Below are 20,227 nucleotides of genomic sequence, written 5' to 3'. Positions count from 1 at the left end.
AACTTTATTGCGTTATCAACTGATATGCGTTTCGTAGACCTGACGGAATGGGAAATTCAACTTGACCGCAATAACTAAATCCAAGCGCATTGATCGTCTTGATCATAGGAAAATTTTCTGGATACGTATCAATTCGAATATCTTTAAACCCCTTTTTTTCGGCACTATTAATTAAAGCAGCTAAAAATTTTTTGGCAATTCCTTTTTTGGCAAAATTTTTGCTAACCGCTACGCGATGAATTGACACATAATCCTTACGGTCAACTGTCATCCAACGACCACAAATAGCAGTATAAACAGGATCAATTCCTTCGACTAAACTTGCAACTGCCACGATACTGCCTTCCATTATGGCAACCCAACAGAATTTATTTGCCACATCTTTTGTCATTTGGTCTTCATCAGGTCCATAGCCATCTTGCCACTGAGGGGATCCTTGAGCTTTTAAAGAAGCTCGTCCATCTGCAATAATTTCCATAATCACAGGTAAGTCCATAAAAGTTGCTAATCTTATTTCCATACTGCTTAAACTCCTTAGTTAAAATAAACGGAACGAACTAATTGGGTAAAAGCGCAAACGAAATGCGCCGATAATTTCATCACGGTGGATGGAACCAAAATTACGGCTATCTGTCGAGTGATCTCGGTTATCTCCTAAAACAAAATATTCACCCTTAGGAATGCGATAAGTAAAATTATCCATCTCCCATACCATATCACCGGTTTTAAACCCTTCGGAAGTGGCTTTATCATTAATAAAAAGGTTATTGTTTTTGTATTCGATTTTTTCTCCTGGCAAACCAATGATCCGTTTAATGAATTTTTCCTCTTCACTAAATTGATCTGGATTATTTAATACAACGATACTAAACCGCTGCAACTTGCCGATTTTCAAGGCAAACCCCCGATCACCATCGTAAAGCGTTGGTGCCATTGATGAGCCGTCAACAATTACTGGGGAGAAAATAAATATTCGAATGATTATTAAAATGGCGATAAAACCACCAAAAATCGCGATATCACGAACAGATATCTTCATCTTCTTCATAAACAACATCCTTTAGCCGGCTCTTTTTAATGTTCTTGATAAAAATTTATAACGTAACCCGACTCTATTCCATAACTTACGCTAGGATTAGAACCTTCTTACAATAAATATATAATAACGACACCGGTATTTCAATGAATATCCATTTAAGCAAAAAGGAAGATTCTCGTAAGTAAATCACAAAATTTATGAAAAAAGAAATTCAACACATTTTTTTGATCGTTTCATTTTAATTTTTTAAAGTACCTACTATTGTAGTTTTCTTTTGGTAGTAAAAAAGATTATACCTTTTGAGGTACAATCTTTTTTGCTAATTAGTCAATGACTTTTAATTTTCCCCGAAATTCATCAATTGTTTGATAGCCTTTTAAAGTCATAATGCTAGCCAACTCTTTTGTCAAACGCTCGAAAATAGCCGGTCCTTCTTTTTGCAGTTGCGTTCCCACCTGTAGCATCGTAGCGCCACACAATAAATGCTCATAGGCATCTTGGCCTGTTAAAATACCGCCGGTTCCGATGATTTTAATTTCTGGTTTTAAACGTGTATAAAAAGCTCGCACATTGGCTAAAGCCGTTGGTTTTACGTATTGACCACCAATTCCACCGAAGCCTTCTTTGGGTTTAATGACGACTTGATCGCTGGTTGTGTCGATATATAAGCCATTTCCAATACTATTGATAGAATTCACGTAAGCTAACGGATATTTATTTAAAATTTCTGCCATTTGATCAAAATGTGCCATATCAAAATACGGTGGCAATTTCACACCTAAAGGCTTGGTAAAAAATGTAAAAACTTGATTTAATGTTTCTTCTGTCAACTCAAAATCATAAGCAACTTGCGGCTTGCCTGGAACATTAGGACAAGATAAATTTAATTCAGTTACCCCTGCAAAATCGCTGGCTTCAATTTCTTTTAACATCGCAATATTTTCTGCCACACTCATTCCGGCAACTGAGAAAAATAGGGGGCGTTTTGTGTTTTCTTGTTGTTTCAAGGCATATTCTAAATAGTACTCAAAACCTAAATTAGGCAACCCCATCGAATTAATACTACCTAAAGGAACATCGTAATAACGCGGCTCGCTATTTCCTGCTCGCTTTTTAGGTGTCGCACTTTTCATAATATAAGCGCCTGCTGCTGAAGTACTTAGTTCGTCAAGTTCTTTTATGGTCATGCAATGAACACCCGAAGCATTCATAAAGGGATTTTCAAAATCAAAGTCCAAAAAGTTGGTGGTTAACACAAAATCGCCTCATTTCATTTTTTGTTGGACTTAGCATAGCGGCTTTTTAGCATAAATTCAATAGTAACAATAAAACTTACGCATAATTCTTGTTTTTTGTTCGTCTTTCTTTTTTTAGCACACAGATGATTTACAAATACCCAAAAACAAGTTATTATTTGAACAGAATTCTAAAGGAGGTTGCAGTTATGAATGAAATCCGCACCGAACAAGAAATTGAAGAAATCAAAGAACGTATTTTAACCGCATTAGAAACTGTGATTGACCCTGAATTAGGGATCGATATTGTCAATCTTGGTTTAATATATGATATTGAATTTGAAGGCGAAACAGGAGAAGCCGTCATTAAAATGACCTTGACCACCATGGGGTGTCCTTTGGCTGATATTTTGACCGATCAAATCCATCAAGCGCTAGCTGAAGTGCCAGAAGTTATTAAAACGGAAGTTAAACTGGTTTGGTACCCTGCTTGGACTACTGATAAAATGAGCCGTTATGCCCGAATTGCTTTGGGTATTCGCTAAACTTTAATAGAAATTTAAAGGCGTAACCTTTCCCTAAACCACAGGAAAGGTTACGCCTTTTATCTTTTTATCTTTACAAAAACAATTTTCAATTTTTTATTTAGCCTTATTTTTTATGCGTAATAATTTATCACATTCAGTGATAGCTAATATCATGACCCCGGCTGCCACAGCGATTCCCCATTCCAAAGGCGATAAAGCGGCTGTATAAAACCAGTTTTGCATAAACGGAAGATATGTTAGTGCAATCTGCAACAAAAGCATAGTTCCGCTAATCCAAAAGGCTTTGGGATTAGTAAAGAAACTTTTTGAAAAAAGTGGCGCTTTCGTTCGAATATTAAACAAGTAAAAAATCTTGCTTAAAACAACGATATTAATCATCATCGTACTAGCCACGACCCTCGTCACACCTTGCAAAAGCAACCATTCGTATGAAATCAGGCTGATAGCGGCCACTAAAATAGAGACATAGCCCATTTGAAAAATGTCATGGCGATTAAATATTCGTCCCGTTGACTGCCTTGGTTTTCGTGTCATAATATTGGCTTCTGCCGGTTCAAAAATGAAGGCAAATTGAATCGTAATCGCTGAAACCATGTTAATCCAAAGCAACTGTGTAGGCTGTAGCGGCATATCTTTTTGCAATAATATTGTAAAGGCGATAATCAACCCTTCTGCAAAAGAAGTTGGCAACAAAAAGAGAATGCTCTTTTTGATATTGTCATAAATCCTGCGCCCCTCACGAATCGCAACTGCCATTGTGCCAAAATTATCGTCAGTTAAAATCATATCTGCTGAATCTTTGGCCACATCCGTTCCTTTTTTCCCCATTGCAACACCAATATTGGCTTTTTTTAATGCTGGCGCATCATTCACGCCATCTCCAGTCATCGCTGTCACCAAGCCATTTTTTTGGAGGGCAGCAACAATTTCCAATTTATTTTGCGGTGTCGTTCTTGCAAACACTTGATTTTCTACTACTGCTTGTTCTAGTTCTTGTGGGGACATTTGCTCTAGTTGGCCTCCAGTGATAACTGAAACTTCAGGTGCCAAATTGAGCTTTTCTGCAATTGCTTTTGCTGTCAGCGGATGATCACCTGTAATCATTTTGACACTCACCCCAGCTTGATTCATTTCCTTTAACGCAGGTATCACCGATTCTTCTGGTGGATCGATAATGCCGGCAATTCCGAGAAAATGAATGCCTTTGTTTAAAAGCTCAGGTGTAATTTGTGTAACCAAATTGCTCACAACTTGGTACCCAACCGCAACAACTCGTTTTCCTTGCTCAGTTAAGTTGGTTACCTGATTTGTCCAATAGTCCTCAGCAAATTTTTGTTTTCCATTGGCTTTTGCCATTAAAAACAATTTATCAGGGGACCCTTTGATAAATAAAATTCGCTGCCCATCTTTTTTCTCTACTAATTTAGCAATATATCGGTAATCTGAGTCAAATGGCAACATGTCAATTTCGGTATACTCTGTTTTTTTAGGGAAGGGAAATTGCTTATAATACAATGTTAAAAAGGCACCGTCTGTTGGTTCACCATTAATTTGCCAGCCAGCTTCATTATGCAAAACAGTATCGTTGGCTTCAAATCCCGCTTCTAAAAACAACTTTAATTCTTCATCTAATTCGACAACTTGATTATCAGCGCTAAGAATAGCACCGGTGGGGTCATACCCATCTCCTGAGACTTTTAATTGACGTTTTGAAAAAATAATGTCCTTTACGGTCATTTCATTTTTGGTTAAGGTCCCCGTTTTATCGGTTGCAACCACCGCAACTGATCCTAATGTTTCGACAGCTGGAAGCGTTTTGACAATGGTATGATTTTTTTTTGCCATCTCATTTACTCCCATGGCCAAAACAACAGATGTCGTTGCCGGCAGTCCTTCTGGAATTGAGCCCACAATCATAGTCACCACCGCCAGTGTTAGAACCGAAATTGCATAGGTTTCTAACAGAAGACTTAGGATAAATAAAAGAACCGAAACGCCGATAATTACCCAAGTAATCCCTTTTCCCAGATTATCAATTTCTTTCATTAAAGGTGTCTTTTCACTTTTTGTTTGGGCAACTTCTGTTGAAATCTTTCCAATTTCACTGTGTGCACCAGTGGCAATAACAATTCCAATACCACTGCCCGCTGTGACTGCAGTTGAGGCAAAAGCTAAGTTGTTTCTTTCTGCTAGCGGCGTAGCAGCTTCACTGATTTGGTCCGCATTTTTTTCTACCGAATCAGCCTCTCCGGTCAATGAAGACTCTTTTATACGTAAATTGTCGGTTTCGACCATTCTTAAGTCGGCAGGAACATTATCGCCAGCTTCTAAAAAGACAACATCGCCTACCACCAATTTTTCAGCTGCGATGTCTTGCCGAATGCCATCGCGATAAACTGTCGCTTCTTGCGACAACAATCCTTTGATTTTTTCTAGTGCATCTGCAGCACTTGCCTCTTGGTAGTAGCCGATTAATACATTGACAATAACAACCACAGCAATGATAATCGCATCTGAAACATGTCCCATTAACAACGTCAAAACAGCCGCAAATAATAAAATGTAAATAATCATATTGTGAAATTGTCGCAACAGTAATTTCCATTTGGGAGTTTTCTGACTCGTTAACTGGTTCAAACCATCTTTTTGCAACCTTCTTTTGGCCTCATCCTCACCAAGACCTAATGCAACTTCTCGTACACCATATTTTTTTAATAGTTCTTGTTTTTCCAACTGAAAATCTTGATATTTTTCCATGTTTGTACTCCTTTATTTTTGAATAAACGACAAATAAGCCCCTCACAGACACAACGGTCAATGACGTGCTTTATTTTTTATTCAATTAAAAAGTAAGTCAAACAAACTAAAAACTTCTGCTCTCCCTCAGGCGAGTCGTCGTCCAAAAATACCATCCCCTTTCATTAGCAAGTGAATAAATTTATTTTTTGCACATAAATTTATTTCCTACTTTCAAAATAGCATATGTTATAAAAAAAGAAAAAGTCTTTTTTTAAAAAAAGTAGTAGACTTCTTTTAATTTATATTTTTCTTAAATTTCTTAAAATTATTTTAGAATAATAAAAAAAAACGAACACTTCATTTAACTGTCACTCTCTTCTCACAAGTAAATTACTTAAAGAGAGTATGGATAATTTGAATTGTTCGTTTACTTTTTATTTCACTTTATAGCTAACAATAGCTAACATTTTTAAAGGAATTATTTATGGCTTTTTTTCTTCGTCATTTTAATTTCAGGAAAGACTCCTGTTGCTTTAAACGTTCGTTGATCATCTTCACTAGCAAAACGTCCGATAATAGATTGTGTTGGTACAAAATCGACAAAAGCATTTTCATCCACTTCTAAAATTGCCTGCTCTAAATCATATAATTCATAACGGGTGACAACCATCATAATCATTTTGCCTTCCACCCCAGAATACCCTCCCATTGAAGGTAGTAACGTCATTCCACGAAAAACATGTTCTGAAATGTTCTGCCCGACTTCATTTGGTTTTGTTGTGATAATAAAAGCCGTCACTTTTTGATGACTTGTATGAATTGCATCAACGACGTGACTCATCGCATAAATAGAAATGATCGTATATAGTGCGCTCTCCCAGTTAAAAATAAAACCAGCAATCAAAACAATAATCCCGTTTAGTAACAACATAAAATTACCGACAGTTTTCCCGGTCGTGTTGGATAAAATAAGCGAAACGATATCTAAACCACCGGTAGTAAACCCAAATTTCAAAGACAGGCCACCACCGACACCTAATAAGACTCCACCAACAATGGCATTCATCAAGATATTATTTGTCACTTCTCCTTGTGGAATGATAATAGTGAATAAAGAAACACTAATAACATTCATAAAACTCCAAAATGTTGCGGCTTTCCCCAATTTTAAAAAGCCCACGACAAAAATTGGCACATTTAATAAGAAAATAAAAATCCCAGTATCAAAAGTGATACCTAAGTATTGTTGTCCTAATGAGACAACAATTTGTGCGACCCCGTTCATCCCTGCTGCTAAGACTTGTGCTGGGATTAAAAAGAAGTTCAGTGCCACCGCAGCGATTACGCCTGAGAGCAAAACAACTCCAATTTTTTTCATCATTTCCATTTGCAGGTGCTGCTGCCAAACTTTTGTCACTACCTTCAAACTCCTTTTTGTGATAATTTATTTCATATCAATTTTGACAATATCATTCCATTTCTAATATAGCAGTTGTTGCTGTTAATGCAATCATTTTAGCTATTTTTTTGTGCCCAAAAATGCAATAAATTTTGTTTTAGTTCCTGACGATTGTTAATTGACAGATAATGTTGCCAATGCGCCGGAAAAAGGGCCTTATAATCAGAATTTTCAAACCGTTGATCTACTAATAAAACCACACCATAATCATTTTGATCTCGGATGACACGACCGGCTGCTTGTAGGACTTTGTTCATCCCCGGCAGTCGATATGCATAATCAAACCCTTTTTTGCCACCGTAATAGTCTTTTAGTAATTCTTGTTCAGGATTGATTTGAGGCAGACCAACAGTTACCACCATACTGCCGATCAAACGAGTTGCTTTTAAATCAATTCCTTCTGAAAAAACACCACCGAGTACACAAAATGCAACTAAAGAAGTTTTAGGTTCAGCTACAAAGGCCGCTAAAAAGTTTTCTCGTTCTATTTCAGTTAATTCAGTATTTTGAATCATTACCTGTATGTTAGGATAAGTTTTTTTGAAATCTTCAGCTACTAAATCCAAATACGCATATGAAGGTAGGAAAACGAAATAATTGCCTGTTTTGGCTGTTGCCATCTCATAAATAGCCAAAATTAAATCTGGCAAGCTTTTTTCGCGATTTTTGTAAGTTGTCGGAATATAGTCCAATAAAAATAACCCTTGGTTTTCTTTGGGAAAAGGACTGGGCAAACGATAACGCAATGCCTCACTGCCTCCGCCTAAAACATCTTGATAGTAATCTAATGGTGTAAAACTGGCAGAAAATAAAACCGCTCCTTTCCCTTTTGCTAGCATTTGCTCTAAAAACGGCGCCGGATCAAGACAAAATTGTTTTAAGGTAACATCGTGGTAGTTACGGGTAACTGTCGTGACATAATGATCGTCGTAAAGTTCGCTAATTTTAAGATAATTTAATACAGCAAAGTAGTAATTTAATGCGATTTCTTGGGCTTTGTCTTTCGGATTTTCGCCCAACCACTCTTGGAGTTTTTCAGAAACTTTATACAATCTTTTATTTAAAGTCTCGGCCGGTGGCGTTTGGGAGAAAAAAATATCATTTTTCTTTGTGACTGCTGTCTCAATTAGGCTAAACTCATCATCCAATGAAGTTAACGCCCGCCGTAATTTCCGCTCTTTTTTTGGTAGTAATGCTAGTAAATGTTCCCCGCTTTGCCGATTAATACTAGCAGAATACATTTCTCTTGAACGAGCGACTAGATTATGGGCTTCATCAATTAAAAAATAATAGTTTTCTTCTTCTTCAAAAAAACGGCGCAAATACACAGTGGGGTCAAATAAATAATTATAATCCCCTACAATAACATCGCACCATAAACTAACATCAAGGGACAACTCAAAAGGACAAAGGGTATGTTTTTTCGCGTATTTTTCAATAATTGGTCTAGTAATTTGATTTTCGTGATGCAATAAGTCCCATAAACCTTCGTTAATGCGATCGTAATACCCGTTAGCAAAAGGACAGTGCTCTGGGGTGCAGTTGCGTTCCGTCAAAAAACAAATTTTATCTTTGGCAGTGAGTGTAACACTTTTTACTTGGGCACCTTTTTCACCACTAAGGGATTTTAAGGCGTCTTCTGCTACTTGGCGGGTAATGGTCTTTGCTGTTAGATAAAAAATGCGGTCGTTGTCTTCTTCTCCTAATGCCTTTAAAGCTGGAAAAAGTGTTGAAATCGTCTTACCGGTACCTGTGGGTGCTTCAACAAAAAGCCGCTGTTGTGTTTTTAAGGTTTTATAGGCTGCAACAGCTAGCTCTCTTTGCCCAATCCGAAATTCATCATATGGAAATTGCAAAAGCTGTAAGGACGTATTGCGAACTCTACGCCAGTTGTTTTGAAATTCTAACCATTTTTGGTACTCGTTGGTTAAATCGCCAAAAAAATCAGCCAATTCTTCCAACTGGAATTGGCGAATTTCTTTTGTAATTTTCTCTTCAATTGTTTGAAAATACGTTAACTGAACACTAATTGTCGTTAATTCTTGTTGTAAAGCGTAAATATAAGCATAAACCATACCTTGATAAAAGAATAATTCTTTTTGTTCCGGCGGTAATTCCTCAAAAGGTGTTTCAGATGTTTTAATTTCATCAATCACATAGCCTACCTCATTGGCAAATAGTCCATCCGCACGCCCTTCTACTGTAAGTTCGTCATTATTTATTTTAACAGTCTGCTTTAAAAAGACTTCTTTTTGATAGTCGTCTCCGGCAGCTTTTTGCAGACGGCGGTGAATTTTGGCACCTTCTTGGGCTGTATGACTACTTGTATGACGACTATCGATACTCCCTTTACGCAAAATAAAGGTCACTAGTTTTCTAACTGAAACTCTCGCACTTTGCAAAGACTCACCTCCCAATAATTTAAGTCATCTTTTTAAAATACAACTCAATTTAACAGAAATTAAAAACCAAAACAACTGGAAGCTGACTTTTCTATTAGAGCTATATAGGTCTTTTAAAAGCAAAAAAGCCATGACACTTTTGTCACAGCTTTTTTAAGTCAATTCATTTATTTTGTGGTTTTTATTTGCGTTTCCATAATGCAACGATTTCGGCCAAAAACTTTGTAAAGATCGTCATATCAAAGCCAAGTTTACGATAGTTTTCAAAAATAGATTCAATTTCTAAACATAAGTAGCCTAAATAAAAGACCCATAACATGGCGACACCCGTTTTAGCTGGCAAAATAAAGGCGACTGGAACAAAGAACAGTAACAATAACATGCTTGCCAGTTTTCGAATAATCCCATTAATGCCAATCCGAGAAGATATCACCCTTTTGATTTTAGCCACTACCATACCACTAAAAAAGTCAAAAATCATCGCAATTGCTAAAACTGCTACTACATTAAAAATCCCAGTACCTTGCAAATACAATAAAAAATGCCAAAACTCTTGATACATCTTCTTCTCCCCCCTTCATTATAACAACGAAGAAAGCAGCAAAGATGTCAAAAATTATTCAAAAAAAGTGTCATCTTTTTGCGTAACAACAGCAATTTCATAAGCTGATAAAGGACATATTTTTTTAATATTTTCACAGACTCTTTTTAATGCCACGATTCGTGAAGGGACATCGGTATTGGCATTTCCTTGCATGATTAATAATAGGTTTTTCGTCTTTGGCGTGATTTTATAAGCTTCGCCATCACGGGCATCAAGATACGCCATCACGCCTTTTTGATCGCGATAAATTATATCCCCTACGCTAACTTGTTTTTCATTAGAGCCAATTGGGGAAAAAACGGCCGCCTCATAGGCTCGTGTAAATTCAACAAATTCAGTAATGGTATCAAAATCATGGGCACCAATGGCCAAAAATGAGTGCAGTGCTTCTGCATTGTATAAATCTACAATACTATTTACCCGCGGCATACTTCCACGTCGCTGAATATTTTTGATCAAGGCTTCTGCTGTAGGGGGATTTTTTTTTACACTCTGACCGATTGCTTGCATCTTGGCACGATAACCCGCAATAACTGAATGAACACGAATCGCCTCTCGATCATAATTTGCCGCTAATTCTTCACTTGCGGTAATATAGTTTTCCAACTCTTTGGTTAACGGAACATCTGGTGTAACATTTGTTACTTTTGCTAGTACGATGGCTGTCATACCTAATTGAACTAAACTATCCCTCAGATAAAATTTCATCTTTTTTCTACCCCCACTGCAACTTTTTTCTTTTATCATAGCATATTTATACAAAGGGCTACTTCAGACATCTCCCTTTGTTTGTTTTTGTTCTTTACGCTATACTGAAGGAGACAAATGTTGTTTGGAGGCGAAGAAATGGAAATTATCAAAATTCCAACCGGGGCAATTCAAGAAAATTGCTATTTAGTAGCTGATAAAAAAAATCTTTTAATTATCGATCCCGGTGCGGATGGTCCAATTATTATCCAAGAAATAGAAAAGTTAAAGGCAAAACCGGTAGCAATTTTATTGACCCATACCCACTATGACCACATTGGAGCTGTCGATGAATTACGCGATTACTACAACATCCCTCTTTATGTTAGTCCCTTAGAGGCAGATTGGTTGCAAGATCCGATTATGAATCTTTCTGGCCTAGGAAGACACGATGAGCTGGAAAACATTCTTGTTGCACCAGCAGACTTTTTATTTGAATTAAAAGAATACACGCTAGGCGGCATGACTTTTGAGGTTGTGGCAACTCCGGGTCATTCCATTGGGAGTGTTAGCTTTATTTTTGATTCTTTTGTTATCAGTGGCGATGCCTTATTCCGTGGCAGTATCGGGCGTACCGATTTACCAACAGGCAATCTTGAACAGCTATTGACCAGTATCAAAACAGAACTTTTTACTTTACCAGATGAATTTCCCGTCTATCCGGGTCATGGTGAGGCAACTACTGTTGAACGCGAAAAAAAATCCAATCCGTTTTTTCTAGCAACACGTTAGAATTTACTATTTTACTAAAAGTTAAAGAATTAAAAAGGAGATTTCAAGATGGAAAAAGTTGAACTTTATGTTATTCGTCATGGCAAAACAATGTTTAATGCACTGCAAAGAGCCCAAGGATGGTGTGACACTCCCCTAACGGAACAAGGTGCCCAAATGATTCATTATTTAGGTCTTGGTTTAAAAGAAACAGACTTCGTTGAAGCTGTTTCCAGTGATTCTGGCCGCGCAATCGAAACTATGCGGATCGTCTTAGGTGAACATAGTGATGGAAATAAAATTCCTTACTCGATAGACAATCGCATCAGAGAGTGGTGCTGGGGTTCTTTAGAAGGTGGTTATGATTCTGAAATGTGGGGTGTTTTGCCTCGAGTTTTAAACTTTAAAGACAGCGAAGAAATGTGGGAAACTAACATTTCATTTGAAAAAATTGCTGAAGCTGTTAAAGATGCCGACACTGCTAATTGGGCAGAAGATTTTGAAACAATTAAAAATCGCGTACTTTCTGGTTTTGAAGATATTGCACATCGCGTGCAAAAAAAAGGTGGCGGCAAAGCTGTCATTGTTTCCCACGGCTTCACGATTGCCTTTTTACTCAATTTAATCGACGAAACACAACCGGTTCGGGTCGATTTGCAAAACGGGAGTGTCACTCGGTTAACTTATGACGAAAATGGTAATTTTTCCATCGAAGAAGTCGGTTCTACTAATTTTATTGAAGCGGGCAAAAAGATTTCAAAAAACCTTCTAGCTTAAACGTTTAATTCAATAAGTTTTTAAAAAAATATTTTCCCTTTAGACAGTCCGTCAAAAAATTTTGCGGATTGTCTTTTTTTTATAAAAGACTCAATAAAGCAATTGGTTTTCCAAAAATTTAAGGGTATACTATAGCCTGTAATCTTTTTATGGCGCTTAGTGCCAACTACAAACTTATCAAGTTAAGAAAGGAATGAAAGCATGTTTTTGCTTAACATTTTAAAAGCAATTATTCTAGGAATCATTGAAGGAATCACAGAATGGTTGCCAATTAGTAGTACTGGACACTTAATTTTGGCTAATGAATTTATCAAGCTGCAAGAATCAGAAGCCTTTATGACAATGTTTAACGTTGTGATTCAATTAGGTGCAATACTTGCGGTTATCTATCTTTACTTTAATAAATTGAATCCTTTTTCTCCTCGTAAAAGTGAGATTGAGAAAAAAGATACTTGGAATCTTTGGTTCAAAGTTGTTGTAGCCGTTATTCCATCAGTTATTATCGGATTACCTTTAGATGATTGGTTAGATGCACATTTCCATAAGTTTTTCCCAGTAGCATTGATGCTGATTATTTACGGGATTGCTTTTATCGTGGTGGAAAAACGCAACAAAAATGTAACACCAAAATGCACAGATTTAAATAAATTTACTTACAAAGCAGCATTAATCGTCGGGATGTTCCAAGTATTATCATTAGTGCCTGGTACTTCCCGCTCTGGTGCGACAATCTTGGGTGGTATTTTAATCGGGGCTTCTCGTTTTGTTGCCACCGAATTTTCTTTCTTTATGGGAATTCCTACGATGATTGGTGCCAGTGGTTTGAAAATTGTAAAATTTATTATGCATGGCAACAGTTTTAGCTTCCAAAGTACAATTGTATTATTAGTTGGTACTGCCGTATCTTTCATCGTTTCAGTATTAGCAATTAAATTTTTAATGAACTACATCAAGAAAAACGACTTTACCATTTTTGGCTGGTACCGAATTATTTTAGGGGTTATCTTAATTGGTTATTGGCTAATCGCAATGTAATTTTTTTCATTGAATAAAAGAAAAGGTGTGGCATCGAAGCGATGCCACACCTTTTGTTTATAACTTAGCAAAATACCTCGTCATTTACTAAAAAAGACGTCGCTAAAAATAAACGTGTTTGCTATAAAAATAGCTAGATGAAACTTTTACGTTATTGAAAAATCTCAGCTTAGCAGGTCAACGTAAATTTTTTTGTTTAAAAAAGGTGCGGACAAGTCATAAAACTTGCCCGCACCTTTTCATTAAGTATTTTTAATTACCATGCCGTCAATAATATCCACAGCATCTTCACTAGCATTAACGATTTGTTCCAAACGATCATAGACGTCTTTCCATTTAATAATTTCTAAAACGTCAGTTTCTTCGGTAAACAAGCCTTTTTTCAATTCAGAATATAGGCGGTCAGACTCTGATTCAACCTGATTTACTTCATCAATCATTTTCTTCAAAGTTTTTGAATGTTTAAACTTCGGAAATTCTAGCATCGCCGTATGAACTCCGTTTGTTGCTGTTAAAACCATTTTAGCAAACTCATCTGTTTGTGGACGCATTTTAGTAATAGCTAAGTTTTCAAAAAGATAAGTCAAGGCATTAATCCCGTCTAAAATATCATCGATTCTTTCTGCTATAATCAAAATATCTTCCCGATCAATAGGGGTTATAAATGCATCATACAATTCATTAGTCAGCTCCGTCACAATGCGGTCGCCTTCTTTTTCCAAATCATGAATTTTCTCTGCCTCTAATGTTAGCGTTTCTGCAGAATAATTTTTTACTAATTGCACTAACACTTCTGCCGCATCTGCTGCATTTTGGGTCAAATGTGCCATTGCACCTAAAAAATCATATTGTTTTCTTCGTGCCATTGTATAAGCTCCTTATCTAAATTAAAAGATTGCAACAAATAATTTCGCCATTAAATAGGCAATTAAACCACAACCTGGAAATGTCATTACCCAGGCAAAAATCATTTCTTTTACAATCCGCCAATCCACACTGGAAAGTCGTCTTGATGCGCCTACACCCATAATAGCAGTCGTTTTAGTATGGGTAGTGGAAACTGGAATACCAAAGACTGAAGCTAGAAATAAAACAATTGCTGCACTTACGTCAGCAGAGAAGCCTTGATATTTTTCTAGTTTCACCATATCCATTCCGACCGATTTAATAATTTTCATACCACCAACGGAAGTTCCAATCCCCATCGTGATCGAACATAACGCCATTACCCATAGTGGAATGGTAAAACCACCACCAGTTTTTTCGGCCAAATTGTTATAGTAAAGGCCTAACATAAAGACCCCCATAAATTTTTGCCCATCTTGAGCGCCATGTAAAAAGGCATTGGCTGCCGCTGCAATAGCTTGGCCGACAGTAAAAAACTTGTTGGCTTTTCTTCTTGGAACATCGCGAAAAATAAGCGCAATGAACTTAGTAATTAAATAGCCACCACCAAAACCTAAGATTGTAGACACGACTAAACCAATTAACACTTTAATCCACTCTTGTCCATTAACGGCACCAAGACCGCCTAAAGCCATTGCTGAACCAGTTAAGCCAGCAATTAACGCATGGGATTCACTGGTGGGAATACCAAAATACCAAGCCGCGACTGCCCAGACAACAATTGAAAAAAGTGAAGCTGCCAGTGCTACTTGTGAGGCGCCGATATTCCCTTGGGCGTCAAAACTTACAATATTACTGATTGTTTCTGCAACTTGTGCATTAAAATAAGTCATCACTAATGCGCCAAGAAAGTTCATAATTACCGCGATCCAGATTGCCACGTTTGGTTTTAGAACCCGTGTAGAAACAGCCGTCGCAATGGCATTGGGTGCGTCAGTCCATCCGTTGACAAAAATAACGCCCATTACTAGGGTAATCGTTACAACTAATGCTATACTCAAAAAATTACACCACCAAAAAGCAGATTTGTTTTTTTACGTTAGTATCATAGCATATTTCAATTTTGTTTGCGCTATTTTTTTAACTTTTTCTGTTAAGTAAAATTTCTTTACAACTTTTATTGCATTGCTTACAATGTTTGGGTATAATGATTAGTGTTGATTTGTATGACTTATCATGCAAAACTTTTTATTCGGAGGTGAAACTTATGCCAAACATTGAATCTGCAATCAAACGCGTGAAAACTAGCACTGCTGCTAACGCTAAAAATTCATCTCAAATGAGTGCTGTGCGTTCAAGCATCAAAAAATTCGAACAAGCTGTCGAAGCTGGTGCCGACAACGTAGAAGCTTTGTATAAAGAAGCTAGCAAAGCGATCGATATGGCCGAAACTAAAGGCTTGATCCACAAAAATAAAGCTAACCGCGATAAAGCTCGTTTAAGCAAAAAAATCGCTAAGTAGTTTCAAAAAGCGTTGAAGTTAATTCTTCAACGCTTTTTCTTTTACTTATTAAGTTTGGCAAAATTTTTATCGCGCGGTTTTTAAAACAAAAAGTTGGAATAAAAATTCTTTATCCATCTGGCCCGTTTTAACAAGATAATCATTTTCGACTAATTCATCAAACAGCGTCATAAGCTGTTTTTCATCGTATTTTTTTACTTGCTGCATGGCCAATTTTACACGATAAGGATGTACCTTTACCGTCTGGGCAATGTTGGCTTGTTGATAGCCCGCCTTCATCAATATTTTAGTCTGCAACAACAGGCGCACCTGCCCGATTAAAATAGCGTTGATTTTAATCGTCTCTTCTCCTTGTAGATGTAAATCTTCATATATCCGTAATGCTTTGTCGGCATTACCTGCTAAGACATTTTCTGTCAATTCAAAAATATTATTTTCCAAAGATTGTGGCACCAACTGTATAATCACATCTTTTGTTAAAGACGCACCCGTTGCCCCGTATAATAATAATTTATCCAACTCTTGCATTGCTTTGGTTAAATCCATTTCTGTAAGTTGCATAAAAGTATCAAAAGCCTGGCGGTCTAACTGAATGTTTGCAGCCGCTAGCGTCTGGCGCACATAACGCTGTACGTCTTGTTCTTTTAAAGGTTGTACATCGATTACAACCGCCTGTTTTTTTAACAACTTGGTGACCTTTTTACGTTCGTCTAATTTTTCATAAGGCGCAATCATAACTACGACACCACTTTGCGCCGGATCGGTTAAATAGCTTAAAAAATCTGTTAAGTCTTGTTCAATCACATTACTCTTTTTTTCTGCAGTCAAAAACAACGGATTTTCAGCAATGATTAACCGTTTATCTTCTAAAGAAAACAAAGACGGTGCTTGCGCTTCTGCCACGACTAAATTTAAAGGGTCCTGCTCCAAGTCAAAATAAACCAAGTCTAAATCATCTTTTTGTAATTGCAGTCGCTCCATAAAAGCGTGCTTGATGCGATCTTGCAAATAGCTTTCGGTCCCTAAGATAAGATATAACGGTGCCAGTGGTTTTTCTTTAATTGCTTGTAATGCTTCTTGGGCTTTCATTTTTTTCTCCTTACAATGACTCTTTTTTACATCCTAACACTTTCTACTGCGGAGGGCTAGCAGATTCTTGAACGGTTTTGGGCGTTGCGACAGGTTCTAAAAAGCCCCAAGAATAATAAATCATCCCTTGTTGATCGGTGCGAAAAGTTGTGACTTGCTGTTTGTTTAGTGTTTCTAAAACTTCCTGATGCGGATGATTAAAACGATTATTTAAGCCACAGGAAACAATAGCGGATTTTGGTGCCACCTCTTGAATAAAGATAGGCGAAGATGAGGTTTTACTCCCGTGATGTCCTAACTTTAATACATCGCTTTTTAAATTTTGGTATTTTTTTAGCAGCTGTTTTTCTCCAGCTTGATCTAAGTCTCCAGTCAATAAAAAGCGTTGCTTTTTTATTTGAGTTTGCAAAACAAGGGAGTCTTCATTTTCCCCTTTGCTTTTGAAGGGGGCAAAAACACGTAACGGAAAATAACCGGTGACAGATACTGCCCCAGAAAGCAGTTTTAAATCTGTTTTTTTGGGCAACTGATTTAAAGACTTTGCAATATTTGGCTGTTTTTCACTTCCTGCACCTAAAACTAACTCCTTTACATCAAAATCTTCCAATACGACATCTAAGTCTCCCATATGATCACTGTCACCATGGGTAATAATTACCCTATCAATTTTTTTAATCCCGCAAGCTTTTAAAAAAGGTACCAGTGTATTTTGGGCATTGCTGTTTTGAATTTTCTGCTGCCATTTCTCCTGTGGAAAAAGCACTTTTCCACCTGTATCCACTAAAATTACTTCCCGGTTAAAGGGTGCTTTAAAAACGATCGCATCGCCTTGACCGACATCCACAAAAGCCACCATTAAAGGAAACGTCACGCGATTAATTAAAAATGGCAAAAAAAGCAGTAAAATAGCTAGTTTTATTTTAGAAAATTTCTTTTGGTACAGATAAATCCCTAAAAAAGTTAGTAAAAAGACATATAACGGCGGTACCCAGCCAATTGGTAAAGTAAAATGGACGGTATTTGCCAAAAGACTTTCAAAGAGAAAAATAAATTTTTCAAATAAATGAATCAGAAAGTCAAACGAAATAACAAATGTACTGACTATAATCACCAGTCCTACTGGTAATAAAAAAAATTTGAACACTGGTAATAAGGTAACAGTTAAAAAACCGCCCAACAATGGCCATTCATAAAAATAAAAGCAAATTAACGGTAATGCCAAAAGGGTTAACCAACTACTCGTTTTAAAGTCTTTTAGCTTACCTTGCTCATTGACTGTGATAACCAATAAAAGCGCCATCATAAAGGATAATTGCCCGCCAGTCTGGAAAATTAGTAACGGCTCTTTAAATAAACATAGCAAAAGAACAATACCAAATTTATCCATTGGTGATAAGACAATCGGCAAAAATTTTATTAATAGGTTTAAGATAAAAAGCAAAGTTGCTCGCCAGATTCCAACGCTTCCACCTGTCAAAAGGAGAATAAATACAGCAAAAATAAGGACTGGCAGCAGACTTTCTTTTAACGTTAGCCTTAAACATTGTAATAAACCTAACCATGCCCCTAAAAAGATATGCACATGCATACCTGAGATACTAAAAAAATGCAAAATACCACTTGGTGATAATGTGCCCTGCGTTTGTTTAAAGTCTTGATCTTTATAGCCAAAAAATAATGCCCCAAGATAAGCACTCGTTTTTTGTGGCAGCTTCCTCTTTAGCTGGCGAATAAAAAAAGCACGCACTTGATCCCAGGTGAAAGTTTTTTTAGCGTGCCAATTAATTTTTTTGCTATTTAGCACACCACAATAACCATGGCTTCTCAAATACTTTTGTTGATTAAAGCTGGCTAAATTCCGCTGCCCTCTTCCTTTTGTAAACGTGCCAAAAATAGTAGCGTAGTTTTGCTGAAGGTCTTTATTTACTATCTGCTTTTTTTCTGTCTCACTTTGAAAAGTATAATAACAGCTAAAAACTTCGCCACGTTGATTTTCGCCATGAAAACTCAAATTATCCCCATTAATTTTTAGACTATCTGCAGAAACTTTTAAAATAAACTCCTGTTTTAATGTATAATCATGATCAATTTTATCTAAAGTTGTCAGCAGCCGTGGTACGATAAAAAGACTGCAGAACCCAATCACAAAAACAAGTTTGAACTGGCGGCTGCAGCAAAAATAGACACAATATAAAAACAGTATTAAAAATAGCAGTGGACAATTTAAATAAATACCACAGATAATAAGAACCATCGCAAGACTCGGGATAATCCAGCGATTAGCTAAATCGTTAATCAGTTACTTCGTTTAAAGAACCAAAAGAAAGTTTTTGAAAATATTCAGGATCTAAGTCAACTTTTTGGGCGGTTGCTCCCACTTGTGCAATTAATTCAATCGCATATGGATCATTACGATAATCGTGTAAGTAGTAGATTTTTCGAATACCTGCTTGTAAAAGCGCTTTGGTACATTGCAGACAAGGAAAATGCGTTACATAAACCTCTGCTTGATCTGTGGAAATGCCTAATTTCGCGCATTGCAATAATGCATTCATTTCCGCATGAATGGTGCGAATACAATGGTTATCTACCACATAACAACCATCATCGATGCAGTGAACATCACCACTAACTGACCCGTTATAACCTCCTGCAATAATGCGTTTATCTTTTACTAATGTTGCCCCAACTTCAAGACGGGTACATGTACTGCGTAATGCTAAAAGTACCGCTTGTGCCATAAAATATTGGTCCCAAGGGATTCTTTGATCAGCCATAGCGTTGCTCCTTTATTATTTTATTTATATTGTAATCGATGCACGTAATTTTTCAACCGTCTTTTCCCCGATTCCTGAAACTTCTTTTAGCTCTTCTATTGATTTAAAACTTCCATTTTCTTCCCGATACGCAATAATTGCCTCCGCTTTTTTTTCGCCAATGCCTGAAAGTGTTTGTAACTTGGTTAAATCTGCGGTATTAATATTGACCATTTCTGAATTGGAAGTTGCCTGTTTACCGACGCTTAAATCATTACCAATACTGACAGACGTTGATTCTTTTTGATTTGGTACATAAACCATCTGTTGATCTTGCAATTTTTGGGCCAAATTAATTTCTTTTTGCAGGGCACCTTTAGTAAATCCGCCAGCTACTTGAACAAGTTTTTGCATCCTAGAATCCATAGGTAGTTCATACACCCCTGGTTTTGCGACCTCTCCTTTAATATCAACTGTAATTGTCTTTACTTTTGTTTTACTTTCCTTTGTCTGTTCAATTTGACTACTCGAGTCCAAAGGTAACGACGCCCATGACTTTTTTTCATTTTGTTTTTGCCAGAAAAAAAACCCGCCGATAAGCAACAAGACAGACAAAACTGCACCAACTAGTATTACTCGTGTTTTGTGTTCATAAAAAAATGCCATCTTCTTCCTCCTTTCACAATTATTTACGCAAAAGAAATAAAAAAACTGCAAT

Annotated in this window: 19 protein-coding genes; 5 read left to right on the top strand and 14 right to left on the bottom strand. The window is 36.8% G+C overall.

The window, feature by feature from the left end; translation table 11 throughout:
• Positions 1-4 precede the first annotated feature (4 nt).
• The 3 genes from AC6R0T_RS06480 to AC6R0T_RS06470 all read right to left on the bottom strand — a co-directional run bounded on the left by AC6R0T_RS06480 (position 5) and on the right by AC6R0T_RS06470 (position 2,295).
• Positions 5-520, bottom strand: coding sequence for a GNAT family N-acetyltransferase (locus tag AC6R0T_RS06480; RefSeq protein ID WP_303754251.1), 516 nt, complete (start codon positions 518-520; stop codon positions 5-7).
• An 18-nt stretch (positions 521-538) separates the two neighbouring features.
• The gene (gene lepB / locus AC6R0T_RS06475) at positions 539-1,048 is read right to left on the bottom strand and encodes a signal peptidase I (protein WP_206904166.1); all 510 of its coding nucleotides are present in this window, start codon (positions 1,046-1,048) and stop codon (positions 539-541) included.
• 314 nt (positions 1,049-1,362) lie between these two features.
• A complete protein-coding gene (locus tag AC6R0T_RS06470; RefSeq protein WP_282461215.1) occupies positions 1,363-2,295 on the bottom strand; it encodes a dihydroorotate oxidase in 933 nt (310 codons plus the stop codon).
• Positions 2,296-2,483: 188 nt separating this feature from the next.
• Here AC6R0T_RS06470 and AC6R0T_RS06465 point away from each other — a divergent pair, with 188 nt between their 5' ends.
• Positions 2,484-2,819: a metal-sulfur cluster assembly factor gene (locus AC6R0T_RS06465; RefSeq protein WP_303754252.1), complete on the top strand. Its 336-nt coding sequence runs from the start codon at positions 2,484-2,486 to the stop codon at positions 2,817-2,819.
• A gap of 96 nt (positions 2,820-2,915) precedes the next feature.
• Here the strand turns inward: AC6R0T_RS06465 and AC6R0T_RS06460 are convergent, their stop codons facing one another.
• The 5 genes from AC6R0T_RS06460 to AC6R0T_RS06440 form a co-directional block, all read right to left on the bottom strand.
• Positions 2,916-5,579, bottom strand: a complete 2,664-nt coding sequence (locus AC6R0T_RS06460) for an HAD-IC family P-type ATPase (RefSeq protein ID WP_303754253.1) — start codon at positions 5,577-5,579, stop codon at positions 2,916-2,918.
• A 460-nt stretch (positions 5,580-6,039) separates the two neighbouring features.
• A complete protein-coding gene (locus AC6R0T_RS06455) occupies positions 6,040-6,948 on the bottom strand; it encodes a YitT family protein (protein WP_242595868.1) in 909 nt (302 codons plus the stop codon).
• Between the two features lie 128 nt (positions 6,949-7,076).
• A complete protein-coding gene (locus tag AC6R0T_RS06450) occupies positions 7,077-9,422 on the bottom strand; it encodes an ATP-dependent DNA helicase (RefSeq protein ID WP_230708440.1) in 2,346 nt (781 codons plus the stop codon).
• 181 nt (positions 9,423-9,603) lie between these two features.
• The gene (locus tag AC6R0T_RS06445; protein ID WP_282461218.1) at positions 9,604-9,984 is read right to left on the bottom strand and encodes a phage holin family protein; all 381 of its coding nucleotides are present in this window, start codon (positions 9,982-9,984) and stop codon (positions 9,604-9,606) included.
• Between the two features lie 54 nt (positions 9,985-10,038).
• Complete coding sequence (locus AC6R0T_RS06440; protein ID WP_303754254.1) at positions 10,039-10,734, bottom strand: B3/B4 domain-containing protein; 696 nt, start codon at positions 10,732-10,734, stop codon at positions 10,039-10,041.
• A 138-nt stretch (positions 10,735-10,872) separates the two neighbouring features.
• On the opposite strand from AC6R0T_RS06440, the gene AC6R0T_RS06435 reads away from it, so the two are divergent.
• The 3 genes from AC6R0T_RS06435 to AC6R0T_RS06425 all read left to right on the top strand — a co-directional run bounded on the left by AC6R0T_RS06435 (position 10,873) and on the right by AC6R0T_RS06425 (position 13,296).
• Positions 10,873-11,505: an MBL fold metallo-hydrolase gene (locus AC6R0T_RS06435; protein ID WP_303754255.1), complete on the top strand. Its 633-nt coding sequence runs from the start codon at positions 10,873-10,875 to the stop codon at positions 11,503-11,505.
• Positions 11,506-11,553: 48 nt separating this feature from the next.
• Positions 11,554-12,261, top strand: a complete 708-nt coding sequence (locus tag AC6R0T_RS06430) for a histidine phosphatase family protein (RefSeq protein WP_282461221.1) — start codon at positions 11,554-11,556, stop codon at positions 12,259-12,261.
• A 201-nt stretch (positions 12,262-12,462) separates the two neighbouring features.
• Positions 12,463-13,296, top strand: a complete 834-nt coding sequence (locus tag AC6R0T_RS06425; protein ID WP_206904134.1) for an undecaprenyl-diphosphate phosphatase — start codon at positions 12,463-12,465, stop codon at positions 13,294-13,296.
• A gap of 242 nt (positions 13,297-13,538) precedes the next feature.
• On the opposite strand, the gene AC6R0T_RS06420 is transcribed toward AC6R0T_RS06425, so the two are convergent.
• Together AC6R0T_RS06420 and AC6R0T_RS06415 are read right to left on the bottom strand one after the other, a co-directional pair.
• Positions 13,539-14,162 (bottom strand): DUF47 domain-containing protein, encoded by a 624-nt coding sequence (locus AC6R0T_RS06420; RefSeq protein WP_206904132.1) that lies wholly within the window; start codon positions 14,160-14,162, stop codon positions 13,539-13,541.
• 21 nt (positions 14,163-14,183) lie between these two features.
• Positions 14,184-15,167, bottom strand: a complete 984-nt coding sequence (locus AC6R0T_RS06415; RefSeq protein ID WP_303754297.1) for an inorganic phosphate transporter — start codon at positions 15,165-15,167, stop codon at positions 14,184-14,186.
• A gap of 242 nt (positions 15,168-15,409) precedes the next feature.
• On the opposite strand from AC6R0T_RS06415, the gene rpsT reads away from it, so the two are divergent.
• Entirely contained in the window at positions 15,410-15,664 is a 255-nt protein-coding gene (rpsT, locus tag AC6R0T_RS06410) for a 30S ribosomal protein S20 (protein WP_071864692.1), read from the top strand.
• A 66-nt stretch (positions 15,665-15,730) separates the two neighbouring features.
• Here the strand turns inward: rpsT and holA are convergent, their stop codons facing one another.
• The 4 genes from holA to AC6R0T_RS06390 form a co-directional block, all read right to left on the bottom strand.
• The gene (gene holA, locus AC6R0T_RS06405; RefSeq protein ID WP_206904128.1) at positions 15,731-16,753 is read right to left on the bottom strand and encodes a DNA polymerase III subunit delta; all 1,023 of its coding nucleotides are present in this window, start codon (positions 16,751-16,753) and stop codon (positions 15,731-15,733) included.
• Positions 16,754-16,796: 43 nt separating this feature from the next.
• Positions 16,797-18,899, bottom strand: a complete 2,103-nt coding sequence (locus tag AC6R0T_RS06400; protein WP_303754256.1) for a DNA internalization-related competence protein ComEC/Rec2 — start codon at positions 18,897-18,899, stop codon at positions 16,797-16,799.
• Positions 18,900-19,044: 145 nt separating this feature from the next.
• Entirely contained in the window at positions 19,045-19,530 is a 486-nt protein-coding gene (locus AC6R0T_RS06395) for a ComE operon protein 2 (RefSeq protein ID WP_206904125.1), read from the bottom strand.
• A 24-nt stretch (positions 19,531-19,554) separates the two neighbouring features.
• Complete coding sequence (locus tag AC6R0T_RS06390; RefSeq protein ID WP_303754257.1) at positions 19,555-20,175, bottom strand: helix-hairpin-helix domain-containing protein; 621 nt, start codon at positions 20,173-20,175, stop codon at positions 19,555-19,557.
• Positions 20,176-20,227 lie beyond the last annotated feature (52 nt).

This window comes from Enterococcus sp. S86.2 (assembly GCF_059834485.2).
The sequence above is the reverse complement of the archived record's forward strand: the minus strand, read 5'-3'. Positions and strand labels throughout refer to the sequence as shown.